The organism is Citrobacter sp. CK180, from assembly GCF_030333655.1.
In the GTDB taxonomy this organism is placed as follows: Bacteria; Pseudomonadota; Gammaproteobacteria; order Enterobacterales; family Enterobacteriaceae; genus Citrobacter_B; species Citrobacter_B koseri.
The window spans coordinates 427669-446146 of sequence record NZ_JAOWFM010000055.1; the positions used below are offsets into that span (position 1 = coordinate 427669).

The 18478-nt window shown below is 54.2% G+C and carries 16 protein-coding genes; 7 read left to right on the forward strand and 9 right to left on the reverse strand.

Annotated elements, in window-relative coordinates:
- Position 1: 1 nt before the first annotated feature.
- The 6 genes from yidC to OGV50_RS20885 all read left to right on the forward strand — a co-directional run bounded on the left by yidC (position 2) and on the right by OGV50_RS20885 (position 6902).
- Positions 2-1648 carry a membrane protein insertase YidC gene (gene yidC, locus OGV50_RS20860; RefSeq protein ID WP_115626124.1) on the forward strand — a complete coding sequence of 549 codons (1647 nt, stop codon included), beginning with the start codon at positions 2-4 and terminating at the stop codon, positions 1646-1648.
- 101 nt (positions 1649-1749) lie between these two features.
- Complete coding sequence (gene mnmE / locus OGV50_RS20865) at positions 1750-3114, forward strand: tRNA uridine-5-carboxymethylaminomethyl(34) synthesis GTPase MnmE (RefSeq protein ID WP_200093209.1); 1365 nt, start codon at positions 1750-1752, stop codon at positions 3112-3114.
- 180 nt (positions 3115-3294) lie between these two features.
- On the forward strand, positions 3295-4467 hold the full coding sequence (locus OGV50_RS20870; protein ID WP_286488736.1) for an MFS transporter: 1173 nt from the start codon (positions 3295-3297) through the stop codon (positions 4465-4467).
- Positions 4436-5395: an HTH-type transcriptional regulator YidZ gene (gene yidZ / locus OGV50_RS20875; RefSeq protein WP_012000814.1), complete on the forward strand. Its 960-nt coding sequence runs from the start codon at positions 4436-4438 to the stop codon at positions 5393-5395. The genes OGV50_RS20870 and yidZ overlap by 32 nt, the downstream gene beginning before the upstream one ends.
- Positions 5396-5542: 147 nt before the next feature.
- On the forward strand, positions 5543-6295 hold the full coding sequence (locus OGV50_RS20880) for a 4'-phosphopantetheinyl transferase family protein (RefSeq protein WP_024130084.1): 753 nt from the start codon (positions 5543-5545) through the stop codon (positions 6293-6295).
- Between the two features lie 40 nt (positions 6296-6335).
- Positions 6336-6902, forward strand: a complete 567-nt coding sequence (locus OGV50_RS20885; protein WP_012000816.1) for an NADPH-dependent FMN reductase — start codon at positions 6336-6338, stop codon at positions 6900-6902.
- 125 nt (positions 6903-7027) lie between these two features.
- On the opposite strand, the gene adeP is transcribed toward OGV50_RS20885, so the two are convergent.
- A complete protein-coding gene (adeP, locus tag OGV50_RS20890) occupies positions 7028-8365 on the reverse strand; it encodes an adenine permease AdeP (RefSeq protein ID WP_200093207.1) in 1338 nt (445 codons plus the stop codon).
- Between the two features lie 164 nt (positions 8366-8529).
- On the opposite strand from adeP, the gene yieH reads away from it, so the two are divergent.
- Complete coding sequence (gene yieH / locus OGV50_RS20895) at positions 8530-9195, forward strand: 6-phosphogluconate phosphatase (protein ID WP_049008777.1); 666 nt, start codon at positions 8530-8532, stop codon at positions 9193-9195.
- Between the two features lie 121 nt (positions 9196-9316).
- Here yieH and phoU read toward each other — a convergent pair whose 3' ends face one another.
- The 8 genes from phoU to OGV50_RS20935 all read right to left on the reverse strand — a co-directional run bounded on the left by phoU (position 9317) and on the right by OGV50_RS20935 (position 18466).
- Complete coding sequence (gene phoU / locus OGV50_RS20900) at positions 9317-10042, reverse strand: phosphate signaling complex protein PhoU (RefSeq protein WP_012000820.1); 726 nt, start codon at positions 10040-10042, stop codon at positions 9317-9319.
- A gap of 13 nt (positions 10043-10055) precedes the next feature.
- Positions 10056-10829 carry a phosphate ABC transporter ATP-binding protein PstB gene (gene pstB / locus OGV50_RS20905; RefSeq protein WP_012000821.1) on the reverse strand — a complete coding sequence of 258 codons (774 nt, stop codon included), beginning with the start codon at positions 10827-10829 and terminating at the stop codon, positions 10056-10058.
- Positions 10830-10939: 110 nt separating this feature from the next.
- Positions 10940-11830, reverse strand: coding sequence for a phosphate ABC transporter permease PstA (pstA, locus tag OGV50_RS20910; RefSeq protein WP_286488737.1), 891 nt, complete (start codon positions 11828-11830; stop codon positions 10940-10942).
- Positions 11830-12789 carry a phosphate ABC transporter permease PstC gene (pstC, locus tag OGV50_RS20915; RefSeq protein ID WP_012000823.1) on the reverse strand — a complete coding sequence of 320 codons (960 nt, stop codon included), beginning with the start codon at positions 12787-12789 and terminating at the stop codon, positions 11830-11832. The genes pstA and pstC overlap by 1 nt, the downstream gene beginning before the upstream one ends.
- Before the next feature lie 144 nt (positions 12790-12933).
- The gene (gene pstS, locus OGV50_RS20920; RefSeq protein WP_024130085.1) at positions 12934-13974 is read right to left on the reverse strand and encodes a phosphate ABC transporter substrate-binding protein PstS; all 1041 of its coding nucleotides are present in this window, start codon (positions 13972-13974) and stop codon (positions 12934-12936) included.
- Between the two features lie 319 nt (positions 13975-14293).
- Entirely contained in the window at positions 14294-16123 is a 1830-nt protein-coding gene (glmS, locus tag OGV50_RS20925; RefSeq protein WP_115182296.1) for a glutamine--fructose-6-phosphate transaminase (isomerizing), read from the reverse strand.
- A gap of 240 nt (positions 16124-16363) precedes the next feature.
- Positions 16364-17734 carry a bifunctional UDP-N-acetylglucosamine diphosphorylase/glucosamine-1-phosphate N-acetyltransferase GlmU gene (glmU, locus tag OGV50_RS20930; RefSeq protein ID WP_110494872.1) on the reverse strand — a complete coding sequence of 457 codons (1371 nt, stop codon included), beginning with the start codon at positions 17732-17734 and terminating at the stop codon, positions 16364-16366.
- A 312-nt stretch (positions 17735-18046) separates the two neighbouring features.
- Complete coding sequence (locus OGV50_RS20935) at positions 18047-18466, reverse strand: F0F1 ATP synthase subunit epsilon (protein ID WP_012000828.1); 420 nt, start codon at positions 18464-18466, stop codon at positions 18047-18049.
- Positions 18467-18478 lie beyond the last annotated feature (12 nt).

Consider the following 18478-nt stretch of genomic DNA (forward strand, 5'->3'; position numbering starts at 1 on the left):
GATGGATTCGCAACGCAATCTTTTAGTCATCGCTTTGCTGTTCGTGTCTTTCATGATCTGGCAAGCCTGGGAGCAGGATAAAAATCCGCAGCCTCAGACCCAACAGACCACGCAGACAACGACCACCGCAGCGGGTAGCGCCGCCGACCAGGGCGTACCGGCCAGTGGCCAGGGGAAACTGATTACGGTTAAGACCGACGTGCTTGATCTGACCATCAACACCCGTGGCGGTGATGTTGAGCAGGCCTTGCTGCCAACTTACCCGAAAGAGCTGGGTTCTAAAGAACCGTTCCAGTTGCTGGAAACGACTCCGCAGTTTATCTACCAGGCGCAAAGCGGCCTGACCGGTCGTGATGGCCCGGATAACCCGGCTAACGGCCCGCGTCCGCTGTACAGCGTCGATAACGACACGTTTGTCCTCGCGGATGGCCAGAACGAACTGCATGTTCCGATGACCTGGACTGACGCCGCTGGCAACACCTTCACCAAAACGTTTGTCCTCAAACGCGGTGAATATGCGGTCAACGTCAACTACAGCGTGCAGAACGCCGGTGAGAAACCGCTGGAGGTCTCCACCTTTGGTCAGTTGAAGCAATCCATCAATCTGCCGTCTCATCGCGACACCGGTAGCAGCAACTTTGCACTGCATACCTTCCGTGGCGCGGCGTACTCTACGCCGGATGAGAAGTACGAAAAATACAAATTCGACACCATTGCCGATAACGAAAACCTGAACGTCAGCTCCAACGGCGGCTGGGTCGCCATGTTGCAGCAGTACTTCGCAACGGCATGGATTCCGCGTAACGACGGCACCAATAACTTCTATACCGCTAATCTGGGTAACGGCATTGCCGCTATCGGCTATAAATCTCAGCCGGTTCTGGTACAGCCGGGTCAGACTGGCGCAATGACCAGCACCCTGTGGGTTGGCCCGGAAATTCAGGATAAAATGGCGGCCGTTGCACCGCACCTGGATCTGACCGTTGATTACGGTTGGCTGTGGTTCATCTCTCAGCCGCTGTTCAAACTGCTGAAATGGATTCATAGCTTCCTGGGTAACTGGGGCTTCTCCATCATCGTTATCACCTTTATCGTTCGTGGCATCATGTACCCGCTGACAAAAGCGCAGTACACCTCCATGGCGAAGATGCGTATGCTACAGCCGAAGATTCAGGCTATGCGCGAGCGTCTGGGCGATGACAAACAGCGTCAGAGCCAGGAAATGATGGCCCTGTACAAAGCTGAGAAGGTTAACCCGCTGGGCGGCTGCTTCCCGCTGATCATCCAGATGCCTATCTTCCTGGCGTTGTACTACATGCTGATGGGCTCCATTGAACTGCGTCATGCGCCGTTCGCACTGTGGATCCATGACTTGTCCGCACAGGACCCGTACTACATCCTGCCGATCCTGATGGGCGTGACGATGTTCTTCATCCAGAAGATGTCTCCGACCACTGTGACCGACCCGATGCAGCAGAAGATCATGACCTTTATGCCGGTCATCTTCACGGTATTCTTCCTGTGGTTCCCGTCAGGTCTGGTGCTGTACTATATCGTCAGCAACCTGGTAACCATCATCCAGCAGCAGCTGATTTACCGTGGTCTGGAGAAACGTGGCCTGCATAGCCGCGAGAAGAAAAGCTCCTGATTCCATGTAGGCCGGGTAAGCGTAACGCCACCCGGCAATCAGAACAGCGATGACAGGGCGGTCAATTGACCGCCTTTTTTATTAGCAAAAAAGAGAAGATCATGAGCCATAACGACACTATCGTCGCCCAGGCTACCCCACCGGGACGCGGTGGCGTCGGTATCCTGCGCATTTCCGGTCTCAAGGCGCGCGAGGTGGCCGAAGCCGTATTGGGCAAGCTACCAAAACCGCGTTACGCCGATTACCTGCCGTTTAAAGATGCCGATTGCACGGCGCTGGATCAGGGGATCGCGCTGTGGTTTCCCGGCCCAAACTCGTTCACTGGTGAAGACGTACTGGAACTGCAAGGGCATGGCGGCCCGGTCATTCTCGACCTGCTGTTAAAACGTATTCTGACGCTCCCCGGCCTGCGCATTGCCAGACCGGGCGAGTTCTCCGAGCGCGCGTTCCTCAATGACAAGCTCGACTTAGCCCAGGCAGAAGCGATTGCCGACCTGATCGACGCCAGTTCCGAGCAGGCGGCACGCTCGGCGCTGAACTCGCTACAGGGGGCATTTTCCGCGCGTGTGAATCATCTTGTGGAAGCACTCACTCACCTGCGCATCTATGTGGAAGCGGCCATTGACTTCCCGGACGAGGAGATCGACTTTCTCTCCGACGGCAAAATTGAAGCCCAGCTCAACGGCGTGATCGCCGATCTCGATGCGGTACGCGCCGAAGCGCGTCAGGGCAGCCTGCTGCGTGAAGGGATGAAGGTGGTCATTGCCGGACGCCCTAACGCCGGGAAATCGAGCCTGCTGAACGCCCTGGCGGGCCGTGAGGCCGCCATTGTCACCGATATCGCTGGCACCACCCGCGACGTGCTGCGCGAGCATATTCACATCGACGGAATGCCGCTGCACATCATCGATACCGCCGGTCTGCGCGATGCCAGCGATGAAGTGGAACGTATTGGGATTGAGCGCGCCTGGCAGGAGATAGAACAGGCCGACCGCGTGCTGTTTATGGTGGATGGCACAACCACCGATGCCGTTGATCCGGCGGAAATCTGGCCGGACTTTATCGCCCGTTTACCGGCGAAACTGCCGATCACCGTTGTGCGCAACAAAGCTGACATCACTGGCGAGACGCTGGGTATCAGCGAGGTGAATGGTCACTCACTTGTCCGTCTTTCCGCCCGTACCGGCGAAGGCGTGGACGTATTGCGTAACCATCTCAAACAAAGCATGGGCTTTGACACCAATATGGAAGGCGGCTTCCTTGCCCGCCGTCGCCATCTTCAGGCGCTGGCAGAAGCCGCAGAACATCTCCAGCAGGGCAAATCACAGCTGCTTGGCGCCTGGGCTGGCGAACTGCTGGCGGAGGAGCTGCGTCTGGCACAGCAGGCGCTGAGTGAGATCACCGGCGAGTTTACCTCCGACGATCTGCTGGGCCGTATTTTCTCCAGCTTCTGTATTGGTAAGTGATGTTGTTTTGCCCGGTGGCACTACGTTTACCGGGCCGACTAAATCTGTAGGCCGGATAAGGCAAAGCCGCCATCCGGCAATAATAAATTTCCTCACAGGAAATCACCGTTATCCAAATGGCAACTCGCGTCACAGAAAAGCTCCCCGTATTCTTAGCGCCACGCTTATTGTGAGGACGCTATGACCCGCTTTCTAATCTGTAGTTTTGCCCTTGTTTTACTCTACCCAGCTGGCATCGACATGTATCTGGTCGGTTTACCCCGTATTGCCGCCGATCTGAACGCCAGCGAGGCGCAGCTGCACATCGCGTTTTCGGTATACCTGGCCGGGATGGCCACCGCAATGCTGTTTGCGGGTAAAGTTGCAGACCAGTCAGGGCGCAAACCGGTGGCGATAGCGGGCGCGGTGATATTCATCATCGCCTCCATGCTTTGCTCACGAGCAACGGATGGGTCGCTGTTCCTGACCGGGCGCTTTATTCAGGGCATCGGGGCGGGGTGCTGTTATGTGGTGGCGTTTGCGATTTTGCGCGACACGCTGGACGATCGCCGCCGGGCGAAAGTGTTATCGCTATTAAACGGAATTACCTGCATTGTGCCGGTATTAGCGCCAGTGTTAGGGCATTTGATTATGCTTAAATTCCCGTGGCAAAGTCTGTTTTACACGATGATAGCGATGGGTATCGCGGTATGCCTGCTCTCGGTGTTTATCCTGAAAGAAACGCGCCCGGCAACATGCTCATCGACCTCGCGCCCTCAGCAAAATGCAGAGTCGCTGCTCAACCGCTTTTTCCTCAGCCGTCTGGCGATCACCACGTTGAGCGTGTCGGTGATCCTCACATTTGTAAACACCTCGCCGGTGTTGCTCATGGAAATGATGGACTTTGATCGCGGTGAATACGCCACCACAATGGCGCTGACGGCAGGCATCAGCATGGCGGTGTCGTTCTCAACGCCCTTTGCGCTGAGCGTATTTAAACCGCGCACGCTGATGCTCACGTCGCAAGGGCTGTTTCTGGCTGCGGGCATCGTACTCAGCCTCTCATCCTCTCACGCCGTCACGCTCTTTGGCCTGACGCTCATCTGCGCGGGTTTTTCAGTTGGCTTTGGCGTGGCGATGAGCCAGGCATTAGGCCCATTCTCACTGCGTGCTGGCGTCGCAAGCTCTGTACTCGGCATTGCACAGGTCTGCGGGTCATCGCTGTGGATATGGCTGGCGGCAGTCATTGGCTTTAACGCCCTGAATATGCTGATCGGGATTCTGATTGGCTGTAGCATGGTCTGTATCCTGTTACTGATGACCATACAGCCCGCAGCGCATTATGAAAAAATCCATCACCAGTCTCGATCTTAATCTGTTGTTATGTTTGCAGCTTCTGATGCAGGAGCGCAGCGTCACCAAAGCGGCGAAGCGGATGAACGTCACGCCCTCGGCGGTGAGTAAGTCGCTGTCAAAGCTGCGAACATGGTTTGATGACCCGCTGTTTGTGAACACGCCGCTGGGGCTGACGCCGACGCCGCTGATGGTCAATATGGAACAAAGCCTGGCGGACTGGATGCAGATGAGCAATCAGCTGCTTGATAAACCGCATCACGAATCGCCACGCGGCCTGAAATTTGAACTGGCGGCAGAGTCGCCGCTGGTAATGATCATGTTCAATTCTCTGTCGCAGCAGATTTATCAGCGCTATCCGCAGGCCACAATCAAGGTGCGTAACTGGGATTACGACTCGCTGGATGCCATTACACGCGGCGAGGTGGATCTCGGCTTTACCGGAAGGGAGAGCCATCCCCGTTCGCGGGAGCTTCTCAGCCTGCTGCCGCTGTCTATCGATTTTGAAGTCCTGTTCAGCGACCTCCCCTGGGTCTGGCTGCGGGAAGATCACCCGGCGCTACAAGAAGAGTGGAATCTGGAAACATTTTTACGCTATCCGCATATCAGCATTTGCTGGGAGCAAAGCGACACCTGGGCGCTGGATGATGTATTGCAGGAGATGGGCCGCAAACGCAACATCGCCTTAAGTTTACCGGGGTTTGAACAATCGCTGTTTATGGCCGCCCAGCCGAACCACTCGCTGCTGGCGACCGCGCCTCTCTACTGCCAGCGTTATAACCAGCTCCACCAGCTCCCGTTGGTCGCGCGTCCTCTCCCTTTTGACGCCGCCCAGCGAGAAAAGCTGATGGTGCCTTTTACCCTCCTTTGGCATAAACGTAACAGCCATAACCCTAAAATTATCTGGTTAAAAGAGACCATTAAAACGCTCTATAGCCACCTCTCCTGACGGTAAATTAACCACGACCGCGTCAGAAATGTAAAAGTCGCGTAAGCGCCGCTGTTTTTGTCGAACTTTTGACCAGTAAAACCTGTCCATAATCTACGTAAATGTTACTCTCGTAATAATCACGGACCATTAATCACGGAGCGAAAAATGGCGACACATTTTGCCAGAGGGATTCTTACGGAGGGACACCTGATTTCAGTCCGTCTGCCTTCTCCATGCCACATCGAAGCCAGAAACCTTCCCGCTCACCGCCGGACACGTTTTTTGGCTTCACGCGGCTTACTCGCTGAACTGATGTTTATGCTCTACGGAACCAGCGAGCTGCCGGAAATAGCTATTCAGGCCAAAGGGAAGCCTGTCTTTCGCGATAAAAATCTGCCCGCGTTCTCCATCTCATATGCCGGGAATATGGTGGGCGTGGCGCTGACAACGGAGGGGGAATGCGGTCTGGATATGGAATTACAGCGAGCCATGCGAGGCTTCCATAGCCCACTCTCAGCCGAGAGCCCGGCGTTCTCCAGCAACGAAAATCTGTGGATCAACAATCAGAGCGATCCCAACGAAGCGCGCGCGCAACTGATCACCTTACGCCAGAGCGTGCTAAAGCTAACCGGTGACGTACTGAATGACGATCCGCGTGAACTCCAGCTCCTTCCCGGCGCAGGCCGCCTGAAATGCGCCCACGTTACGCAGGTGGAGGCAATATGCGACGCGGAAGATATTCTGGTCTGGTCGGTGGCGGTTACGCCAGCCATTGAAAAACTGAATGTTTGGGAGTTTGATAGTAAGCAAGGATGGAAAAGCCTGGCCGATATCCAGACCCGGGCGAATGAACCCACCGGTCGCCTGATGCGATTCGCTCAATTATCCACAGCAAAGTCATCTTATACACTTAGCTGATTCGGCCCTGTCCCGGCCGCCATGATGAAAAGGAGTAATCATGTCCGAAACGTTGAATGTTGTTACGTTACTGGGGAGCCTGCGCAAAGGTTCATTTAACGGTATGGTCGCCCGCACGCTGCCGAAAATTGCCCCGGCAGGCATGGAGGTCAGCGCATTACCTTCGATTGGCGATATTCCGCTGTATGACGCTGATGTGCAACAGGAAGAGGGGTTCCCGGCGAGCGTTGAAGCGCTGGCGGAGCAAATCCGTAAAGCGGACGGCGTCGTCATCGTCACACCGGAATACAACTACTCGGTGCCTGGCGGACTGAAAAACGCGATCGACTGGCTGTCCCGCCTGCCAGAACAGCCGTTAGCCGGGAAACCGGTGCTGATCCAGACCAGCTCAATGGGGGCAATCGGCGGCGCTCGCTGTCAGTATCATCTGCGCCAGATTCTGGTATTCCTTGATGCGATGGTAATGAACAAACCGGAGTTTATGGGTGGCGTGATTCAGAACAAAGTTGACCCGCAAACCGGGGAAGTGGTTGATCAAAGCACGATTGATCATCTTACCGGCCAGCTAACCGCATTTGGCGATTACATTCAGCGCGTTAAAGCGTGATAACAGCGCGCGCGTAGGGCCGCAGGCCGGATAAGGCATTTGACCGCCATCCGGCTATCAAATTTGCCTGATGGCGCTACGCTTGTCAGGCCTGGACACCTCGCGCAGCGCCGTATCAGCGGCAATTAGTGCGCGTCGATAAACACAATCTTCAGCACAAACAACAACGCCACAACCACCACGCAAGGGCTCAGCTCACGCAGACGTCCGGTACCGATTTTCATCACACAGTAAGAGATAAAGCCCAGCGCGATACCTTCGGTAATCGAGAAGCTGAACGGCATCATCACAGCAGTAATAAATGCCGGAACAGACTCGGTAAGGTCTTGCCATTTCACGCGCGCCAGACTGGAAGTCATCAATACGCCAACATAGATCAGCGCCCCGGCAGCGGCATAGCCCGGCACCATTCCCGCCAGCGGCGACAGGAAGATAACCAGCAGGAACAGCAAACCGACAACAACGGCGGTCAGGCCCGTGCGCCCGCCGACGGATACGCCGGATGAGGACTCGATATAGGCGGTAACCGACGAAGTTCCGATAAACGCCCCGGTCACAGAAGAGACGCTATCGACGAACAGCGCCTGCTTCATCCGCGGGAATTTACCTTTCTCATCAGCCAGACCGGCTTTGTCGGTAACGCCAATCAGCGTACCGGAGGAGTCGAACAGGTTCACCAGCATGAAGGAGAAAATCACGCCAGCCAGACCAATGTTAAACGAGCCCGCCAGATCCACATGCCCGATCACAGAGCTAACGCTTGGCGGCGCAGAGATAATGCCGTTGTAATGCACATCACCCATCATCCAGCCGAGCAGCGTCGTTACAATAATAGAGACCAGCACGGCGGCATGAATGTTACGTGATGCCAGAATAGCGATGATGAAGAAGCCCAGCACGCCGAGCAGTACGCTGTGAGAGGTCAGATTACCGATGCTCACCAGGGTTTCCGGGTTCGCGACGATAACGCCTGCGTTTTTCAGCCCCATCATGCCGATAAACAGGCCGATACCGCTGGTGATGCCCACGCGCAGACTGACCGGAATGTTAGCAATCATCCAGTAACGCACGCGGAAGATGGTCAGCAGCAGCAGGCCGATCGCTCCCCAGAAGATTGCGCCCATACCAACCTGCCAGGACAGCCCCATCGCGCCAACGACCACGAAGGCGAAAAACGCGTTCAGACCCATAGCCGGCGCCAGCGCGACCGGTAAATTAGCAAACAGCCCCATCAGAATGCTGCCGAACGCCGCGATAAGACAGGTGGTAACGAAGACGGCGCTGGTGTCCATGCCAGCAACGCCAAGAATCTGCGGGTTAACAAAAACGATGTAAACCATCGTCAGGAAGGTGGTAAAACCGGCGATCACTTCGGTTCGTGCCGTCGTGCCATGTTCGCGCAGTTTAAACACGCGTTCCAGCATACCCTGACCAGAAGTCTGGGTGGTGTGTTGTTGACTCATTATCTATTTCCGAACAAGGAGGGAAAATTCGTCGCTATCCTATACCAAAATGCGACAATAAGGGCAGTTGTGAGACACTTTTTTCATTGAATTTGCTTATACGGCAACGATTGCGTCGCACAATAAGGCATTACGAAAACGTTAAACTAGCGAGAAAAGAAAGCATGTCCCAGATTCAAGCGGTATTTTTCGACTGCGACGGTACGCTGGTCGACAGTGAAGTCATTTGCTCCCGCGCGTATGTCGCGATGTTCCAGGAATTCGGCATCACGCTCGATCTCGAAGAGGTGTTCAAACGCTTTAAAGGCGTAAAACTCTACGAAATCATCGATATCATTAACGAGGAGCAGGGTGTGTCGTTAGCAAAAGCGGATTTAGAACCCGTTTACCGCGCCGAGGTCGCACGCCTGTTCGACTCAGAACTGGAGGTGATCGCAGGGGCAAATGCGCTGCTGGACAGCATGACGGTGCCGATGTGCGTCGTCTCTAACGGCCCGGTCAGCAAAATGCAGCATTCACTGGGCAAGCTGGGCATGTTGCATCATTTTCCAGAAAAATTGTTCAGCGGCTATGACATTCAACGCTGGAAGCCCGATCCGGCTCTGATGTTCCACGCGGCAAAAGCCATGAACGTTAACGTGGAGAATTGCATTCTGGTGGATGATTCCAGTGCCGGCGCCCGGTCGGGAATCGATGCGGGAATGGAGGTGTTCTACTTCTGCGCCGATCCGCACAACAAACCGATCGATCATCCAAAAGTAACGACGTTTACCGATCTGGCGCAGTTGCCGGAATTGTGGAAAGCGCGGGGTTGGAATATCGTCGATTAAACCGTAGGCCTGATAAGCAAAGCGCCATCAGGCGAATGGCGCAGAATGCCGGATGCGGCGTAACGCCTTATCCGGCCTACAATAGCGACGCCGGGGGATCCCGGCGAACGCAACAAGCTGCTTATTCCTTCGGATCTTTCCCCGCCAGCAGCTTATCCAGTTCATCACCGCCGACGTGACGGAAGTCTTGCCCCTTCACGAAGTAGAAGATGTATTCGCAGATATTCTGGCAGCGATCACCGATGCGCTCAATGGAGCGTGCGCAGAACAGCGCGGTCAGCACGCTTGGAATGGTGCGCGAATCTTCCATCATGTAGGTCATCAGCTGACGCACGATACCTTCGTATTCCTGGTCAACTTTCTTGTCTTCACGGTAGATACGCACCGCTTCGTCAATATCCATTCGCGCGAACGCGTCCAGCACATCATGCAGCATCTGTACGGTGTGACGCCCCAGCGACTCCAGGCTCACCAGCAGCGGCTGGTGCTGGTGGGAGAATTTCTCCAGCGCGGTGCGACAAATTTTGTCCGCCACGTCGCCAATGCGCTCCAGTTCAGCGATAGTTTTGATGATCGCCATCACCAGGCGCAGGTCGCTCGCTGTCGGCTGGCGTTTGGCAATGATGCGCACGCACGCTTCATCGATCGCCACTTCCATCATGTTGACGTGCTTATCGCCGTCAATAACGCGCTTCGCCAGTTCGCTATCCTGATTATGCATCGCGGTGATCGCATCAGAAAGCTGTTGCTCCACCATGCCGCCCATGGTCATCACCTGGGTGCGGATGCTTTCCAGTTCTGCGTTGAACTGGCCGGAAATGTGTTTGTTAAGGTTTAGGTTGTCCATGGTTAGCTCCAAATCAACCGTAGCGGCCAGTAATATAATCTTCGGTTTGCTTTTTAGCGGGCTTAGTGAACAGATCGTCCGTGTTGCTGAACTCAATCAACTCGCCCAGATACATAAACGCCGTGTGGTCGGAACAACGCGCAGCCTGCTGCATGTTGTGCGTCACGATCACCACGGTGTAGTCCTGCTTCAGCTCAGTGATCAGCTCTTCAATACGCCCGGTGGAAATCGGGTCCAGCGCTGAACACGGCTCATCCAACAGCAGAACTTCCGGGCGAATGGCGATACCACGCGCAATGCACAGACGCTGCTGCTGACCACCCGAGAGAGAGTACCCGCTCTGGTGCAATTTATCTTTGGTTTCGTTCCATAATGCGGCTTTGGTCAACGCCCACTGAACGCGTTCGTCCATATCGGCGCGAGACAGTTTCTCAAACAGGCGCACGCCAAAAGCAATGTTGTCATAGATAGACATCGGGAACGGCGTCGGCTTCTGGAACACCATCCCCACTTTGGCACGCAGCAGAGCGATATCCTGGGTGTTGGTGAGGATATTATCGCCATCCAACAGGATCTCACCTTCCGCGCGCTGCTCTGGATACAACGAATACATTTTGTTAAAGGTACGCAGCAGTGTGGATTTACCACAGCCAGACGGCCCAATAAACGCCGTGACCTGGTTCTTCGCGATATCCAGGTTGATATCCTTCAGGGCATGGAATTTGCCGTAGTAGAAGTTCAAATCACGAACCTGAATCTTACCCGGAGCAGTATCAACCATACTCATTTCAATCTCTTCCTCATTCGGCGTCGCCGTTGGCCGCGCCGTAAAAAATTAACCGCTGTTCACATCTGTAGGCCAGATAAGGCGTTTACGCCGCCATCCGGCACCTGAAATTAACCGTGTTTACTCTTCGCAAAAATGATGCGCGCCAGAATATTCAGCAACAATACGCACAGGGTAATGATCAACACCCCAGCCCAGGCCAGTTGCTGCCACTCCGCAAACGGACTCATCGCAAATTTAAAGATAGTGACCGGCAGGTTAGCGATAGGCTGCATCATGTCGGTGCTCCAGAACTGGTTGGAAAGCGCAGTAAAGAGCAGCGGCGCGGTTTCACCCGCAATACGGGCAACCGCCAGCAGTACGCCGGTGATGATCCCGGAAATCGAGGCTTTCAGGGTAATCGCCGAGATCATTTTCCATTTCGGCGTCCCCAGCGCATAGGCCGCTTCACGCAGGCTATCCGGCACCAGTTTCAGCATGTTCTCTGTGGTACGAATGACGATAGGCACCTGTAGCAGCGCCAGCGCAATCACGCCCGCCCAACCGGAGAAGTGCTCCATTTGCGCCACCACGATGGTGTAAACAAACAGACCGACCACGATAGACGGCGCGGAAAGCAGGATGTCGTTAATGAAACGGATCACTTCCGCAAGCCAGGATTTACGGCCATATTCCGCCAGGTAGATCCCCGCCATGATGCCAAGCGGCGTACCAAATACCGTCGCCCACAAAATTAACAGTCCGCTCCCCGCCAGGGCGTTCGCCAGACCACCGCTAGCGGTATTCGGCGGCGGCGTCATTTCGGTAAACAGCGCCAGCGACATGCCGTCGAAACCACGCGTAATGGTGGACATCAGGATCCAGATGAGCCAGAACAGCCCAAACGCCATCGTCGCCATTGAGAGCGTCAATGCGATGCGGTTTCTCGTGCGGCGCTTAGCCTGCATTTTACGGCGGGATTCCGCCAGTTCTGCGGTCGTTTGCATTTCAAGCGTAGCCATTAGCGTGCCCCCTCATTCTTCGCCAGACGCATAATCATCAGCTTAGAAATCGCCAGCACAATGAAGGTAATCACAAACAGAATCAGACCCAGTTCCATCAACGCGGCAACGTGCAGACCAGACTCCGCTTCGGCAAATTCGTTCGCCAGCGCAGAGGTAATACTGTTGCCCGGCATGTACAGCGAAACGCTGTCGAGCTGGTAGGTGTTACCGATGATAAAGGTCACCGCCATGGTTTCTCCCAGCGCACGACCCAGTCCCAGCATAACGCCGCCAATCACCCCATTTTTGGTGAACGGAAGGACGATACGCCAGATAACCTCCCAGGTGGTGCAACCGATGCCGTAGGCCGACTCTTTCATCATCACCGGGGTTTGTTCGAAGACATCGCGCATAACTGCCGCGATGTAAGGAATGATCATAATGGCGAGAATGACGCCCGCCGCCAGAATACCGATACCAAATGCCGGGCCGGAGAACAGTGCACCAACAAACGGAATGTTGGAAAGAATATTCCCGACTGGTTCCTGGAACCAGGTGGCAAACAGCGGCGCGAAGATAAACAGGCCCCACATGCCGTAGACGATACTGGGGATAGCCGCCAGCAGTTCGATGGCGATGCCCAGCGGGCGACGCAGCCAGCCCGGCGCCAGTTCCGTCAGAAACAGGGCAATACCGAAGCTCACCGGAACAGCGATCAGCAGAGCGATAAACGAGGTAACCAGCGTGCCATAAATGGGAACCAGCGCGCCGTAGATATCGTTTGGCGCATCCCACTCTTTAGTCCACAGGAACGAGAAGCCAAACTTCTCAATGCTTGGCCAGGAGGAGATAATCAGCGAGACAATAATGCCACCCAACATCAATAGCACAATCAGCGCAGCCAGTTTTACCAGCGCGCTGAATATCATGTCACCCTTTTTACCCGGCGGGTTAAAAGCAGGCTTGGTTGCAGCCATAAATTACTCTTTCCATTAAACGCGTTTACGAAGTTGCCCATGCCGGATGGCGCTACGCTTATCCGGCCTACAAATCGGGCCTACAGTCGGAACTGTAGGGCGGATAAGCGTAGCGCCATCCGCCAGTTCGTTAAAGATATTCTATTAGTACAGCGCTTTACCGCTGCTGTCCTTCACATTGGTCTTCCATGCTGCACGAACCTGCTCAACAACGCTGTCCGGCAGGCTGGCGTAATCCAGGTCATTCGCCTGTTTGCCGCCATTTTTGTATGCCCAGTCGAAGAACTTCAGCACTTCAGCGCCCTGCTCAGGTTTCTTCTGCTCTTTGTGGACCAGGATGAAGGTGGTGGAAGTGATTGGCCACGCATCGTCACCTTGCTGGTTCGTCAGATCCTGAGCGAAAGAGGTGCTCCAGTCAGCGCCTTTCGCGGCGTTAGCAAAGCTCTCTTCGGTCGGGCTTACGGGTTTACCATCCGCTGAAATCAGTTTGGTGTAAGCCAGGTTGTTCTGCTTCGCATAAGCGTATTCAACATAGCCGATAGAGCCCGGCAAACGCTGTACGAATGCGGCGATACCGTCGTTACCTTTACCGCCCAGACCGGTCGGCCAGTTAACGGTAGAGCCAGCGCCGACTTTAGATTTCCACTCTTCGTTCACTTTCGCCAGGTAGCTGGTGAAAACGAAGGAGGTGCCGGAACCATCTGCACGACGCACAACGGCGATGTTCTGAGAAGGCAGTTTCAGACCCGGGTTCAGTTTGGTGATGGCTTCATCATCCCACTTCTTAATTTTACCCAGATAGATGTCACCCAGGGTTTTCCCATCCAGCACCAGTTCGCCAGACTTCAGACCCGGGATATTCACCGCCAGCACTACGCCGCCAATGACGGTCGGGAACTGGAACAAACCTTCCTGCTCCAGTTTTTCGTCAGACAGCGGAGCGTCGGATGCACCGAAATCAACGGTGTTAGCCGTAATTTGTTTTACACCACCGGAGGAGCCGATACCCTGGTAGTTTACTTTGCTACCGGTCTCTTTCTGATAGGTATCAGCCCATTTGGCATACACCGGCGCAGGGAAAGTTGCACCTGCACCTGTCAGGCTCGCTGCTGCGAAAGCAGAGAACGCGCTCATGGATAAGGTCGCGGCGACAACAGTTGCGACAGTGGTACGCATGACTTTCATAATGTCTCCTGCAAGATTTTCGTAAATCATTGTTAAGTGGCTACGATGAGCAAAATAGGACAAACAGGTGACAGTTAAATGTACGAAATATGACAGTTTTATGACAACGAAAACTGATGAAATAAATCACAGAAAAAACAATTTATAAACAATCAGTTAATTCACTTCATGACAATATGATTTCATGAAAATTTTCTTTTTATGACACTGAAAACAGTAGCTGAAGATGACGGTTTGTCACATTAAAACGACGGGAGAATTGATTAAAAACAGAACAGCGCAGAAAAAAATGCCCCGCTTTCGCAGGGCATCGTCACGATTACTCAACGGTAACTGATTTCGCCAGGTTACGCGGCTGGTCCACATCGGTGCCTTTGATCAGCGCAACGTGATACGCCAGCAGTTGCAGCGGAACGGTGTAGAAGATCGGTGCAATCACCTCTTCCACATGCGGCATCTCAATGATGTGCATGTTGTCGCTGCTGACAAAACCGGCATCCTGGTCGGCGAAGACGTACAGCTGGCCGCCACGGGCGCGGACTTCTTCGATGTTGGATTTCAGTTTTTCCAGCAGTTCGTTGTTCGGCGCCACCACGATAACCGGCATATCTGCGTCGATCAGCGCCAGCGGGCCGTGTTTCAGCTCACCTGCCGCATACGCTTCTGCGTGAATATAAGAGATCTCTTTCAGCTTCAGCGCACCTTCCAGCGCGATCGGATACTGATCGCCACGGCCCAGGAACAGGGCATGGTGTTTGTCAGAGAAATCTTCCGCCAGCGCTTCGATACGCTTGTCCTGAGACAGCATCTGTTCGATACGGCTCGGCAGCGCCTGCAAACCGTGAACGATGTCGTGCTCGATAGACGCATCCAGACCTTTCAGACGCGCCAGCTTCGCCACCAGCATCAGCAGAACGGTCAGCTGAGTGGTAAACGCTTTGGTGGAGGCCACGCCGATTTCCGTCCCGGCGTTGGTCATCATCGCCAGATCGGATTCACGCACCAGGGAAGAACCCGGAACGTTACAGATGGCGAGAGAACCCAGATAGCCCAGCTCTTTCGACAGGCGCAGACCGGCAAGGGTATCCGCCGTTTCGCCAGACTGAGACAGGGTGATCATCAGGCTGTTACGACGCACGGCGGATTTGCGGTAGCGGAATTCAGAGGCGATTTCGACGTCGCACGGAATACCGGCCAGCGATTCAAACCAGTAGCGAGAAACCATACCGGAGTTATACGACGTGCCGCAGGCGATAATCTGAATATGTTCAACCTGAGACAGCAGTTCGTTCGCTTTTGGCCCCAGCTCGCTTAAATCCACTTCACCGTGGCTGATACGCCCGGTCAGCGTATTTTTAATCGCATTCGGCTGTTCGTAGATCTCTTTCTGCATGTAGTGACGGTAAATACCTTTATCGCCCGCGTCATATTGCAGACTGGATTCGATATCCTGACGTTTCACTTCCGCGCCGGATTTATCGAAAATGGAGACCGAACGACGGGTCACTTCCGCAATATCGCCTTCTTCCAGGAAGATGAAGCGACGGGTTACCGGCAGCAGCGCCAGCTGGTCGGAAGCGATAAAGTTTTCGCCCATACCCAGACCGATAACCAGCGGGCTGCCAGAGCGCGCCGCCAGCAGCGTATCCGGGTGACGGGTATCCATGATTACCGTGCCGTACGCGCCGCGCAGTTGCGGAATCGCACGCATAACCGCTTCACGCAGCGTCCCGCCCTGTTCCAGCTCCCAGTGCACTAAGTGAGCAATCACTTCGGTGTCGGTCTCAGAAACGAAGGTATAACCACGCGCTTTCAGTTCTTCACGCAGTGGTTCATGGTTTTCGATGATGCCGTTATGCACCACCACAATGTGGTCAGAAACATGCGGATGCGCGTTTGCTTCCGAAGGTTCACCGTGGGTCGCCCAGCGGGTGTGAGCAATACCGGTGCCGCCATGCAGAGGATGATCTTCCGCTGCCTGGGCCAGCATCTGTACTTTACCAAGGCGACGCAGACGGGTCATGTGACCTTCCGCATCAACCACGGCCAGACCGGCAGAGTCATAACCACGGTATTCCAGACGACGTAAACCTTCGAGAAGGATTTCAGCTACATCACGTTGCGCGATAGCGCCAACAATTCCACACATAGTATTTAATTCCGATTTTGGCATTAAGCCTGTCGTTGTCGCCGACCTGTATACCCGTATTTTCGGGCGCCCCGAGCCTTGTAGAGAGTGGGGTTATTTTTATAGGTACTGCTTTTGGGCGAGCGATATATCTTTATCGCCTCATCCCTCATCTGCCGGATGGCGCTTATGCTTATCCGGCCTACAGAACGTCATCGAACGTAGGTCGGATAAGGCAAAGCCGCCATCCGGCAAAAAGACTTACTTCTTCTTCACCGGACGCTGCCAGCCCTGCTTATGCACCTGCGGCACGCGGCTTAACACCAGTTCGTTATCCGCAACGTCGCGGGTAACGGTTGTGCCGGCGGCGATGGTCGCACCTTTCCCCACAGTGACCGGCGCCACCAGCTGAGTATCAGAACCGACAAACACATCATCGCCAATAATCGTTTTGAATTTATTTGCGCCATCGTAGTTGCAGGTAATGGTGCCCGCGCCGATATTCACGTTGTCGCCAATTTCCGCATCACCCAGATAGCTCAGGTGGCCCGCTTTCGAACCTTTCCCCAGACGCGCTTTTTTCATTTCAACGAAGTTGCCGACATGAGCGCCTTCCCGCAGTTCCGCGCCAGGGCGCAGACGGGCAAACGGACCAATAGTACAGGCCGCTTCCAGGTGCGCATCTTCCACCACGCTGTACGGGCTGATGTCACAGTCATCGCCAATTACACTGTTTTTAATAACGCAACCCGCGCCAATCTTCACGCGGTGACCCAGCGTGACGTTGCCTTCGATGATAACGTTAGTATCAATTTCAACATCGCGCCCGTGGGTGAGAGCGCCGCGCAGGTCAAAACGCGCGGGATCGCGCAGCATCACACCGGCCAGCAGCAGCTTTTCGGCCTGTTCGGACTGATAAACGCGTTCCAGACGAGAGAGTTGCAAACGGTTGTTTACGCCTTCCACTTCGCTTAAACGATCCGGGTGTACAGCAGCGATTTCGCGGCCTTCCTGATATGCCAGCGCAATGATGTCGGTAATGTAATATTCACCCTGAGCATTATTGTTGGTCAGTTTCGCCAGCCAGCGCTTCATGTCCGCACCATTAGCGATCAGGATACCGGTATTGATTTCCTGGATCTGACGCTGTTCGTCGGTGGCATCTTTATGCTCAACGATGCCGGTCACTTTACCGTTCTCACGCGTAATACGACCGTAACCGCTCGGATCGTCCAGCTTCACGGTTAACAAACCAATGCCGCCCTGCGGTTTGGCGTCACGCAGACGCTGTAAGGTTTCCACAGAGATCAGCGGCACATCGCCATAGAGCATTAAAATGTCTTCGTCATCGCTAAAGAACGGTGCCGCCTGCTGCATCGCATGGCCCGTCCCCAGTTGCTCTGCCTGCAAAACCCAGTTCAGGTTGTCATTTTTAAGGGTGTTTTTAAGCAGATCGCCGCCGTGGCCATAGACCAGATGCACCTGAGATGCGCCTAATTCATTAGCGGCATCAATGACATGCTGAACCATCGCTTTTCCCGCAAGGGTATGCAGCACTTTAGGAAGATCGGAATACATACGCGTGCCTTTGCCTGCGGCAAGGATCACTACGCTCATAGCACTATTCAACATACGCGTCCTGACTGTAATTTGAGAACGAATTTATACCGTTTCACATTGAAAATACTACATTTTTTTCATCGTGAAATGGGCAGAAGAGAAAACGCTCAACGCGGGGTTTTCACCGCTTGTTAATGGGATATTTTCGTTCATCACCCTGCCTTTTGTCTTCAGAAAAGTCAGACTTACCTTTCATTAAAGGCTTAGGTTAATGTTTTTGCTATTTTTTTGACCCATGAATAAAGATGAGACAGCACGGAATAACATTCAGGCAAAAAAAAACCAGCCTGATTTCAGACTGGTTTTTATGCTTTCAAGCCGGTGTTACATCGCTTTTTTGGTCAACTCGATAACGCGCAGTTTGGCGATCGCTTTGGCCAGTTCCGCAGATGCCTGAGCGTAATCCACGTCACCATGAGAGCTCTTAATGCGCTCTTCAGCCTTACGTTTCGCTTCCAGAGCTCGCGCTTCGTCGAGATCCTGGCCGCGAATCGCGGTATCAGCCAGTACGGTCACACTGCCAGGCTGCACTTCAAGAATGCCGCCAGACAGGTAGATAAACTCTTCATGACCGAACTGTTTAACGATGCGGATCATACCAGGCTTAATGGCGGTGAGCAGCGGCGCGTGGCCCGGGTAAATACCCAGTTCACCTTCACTACCCGTTACCTGGATTTTTTCGACCAGACCAGAGAACATTTGTTGCTCTGCGCTGACGACGTCCAGGTGGTAAGTCATTGCCATATCACCCTCCGA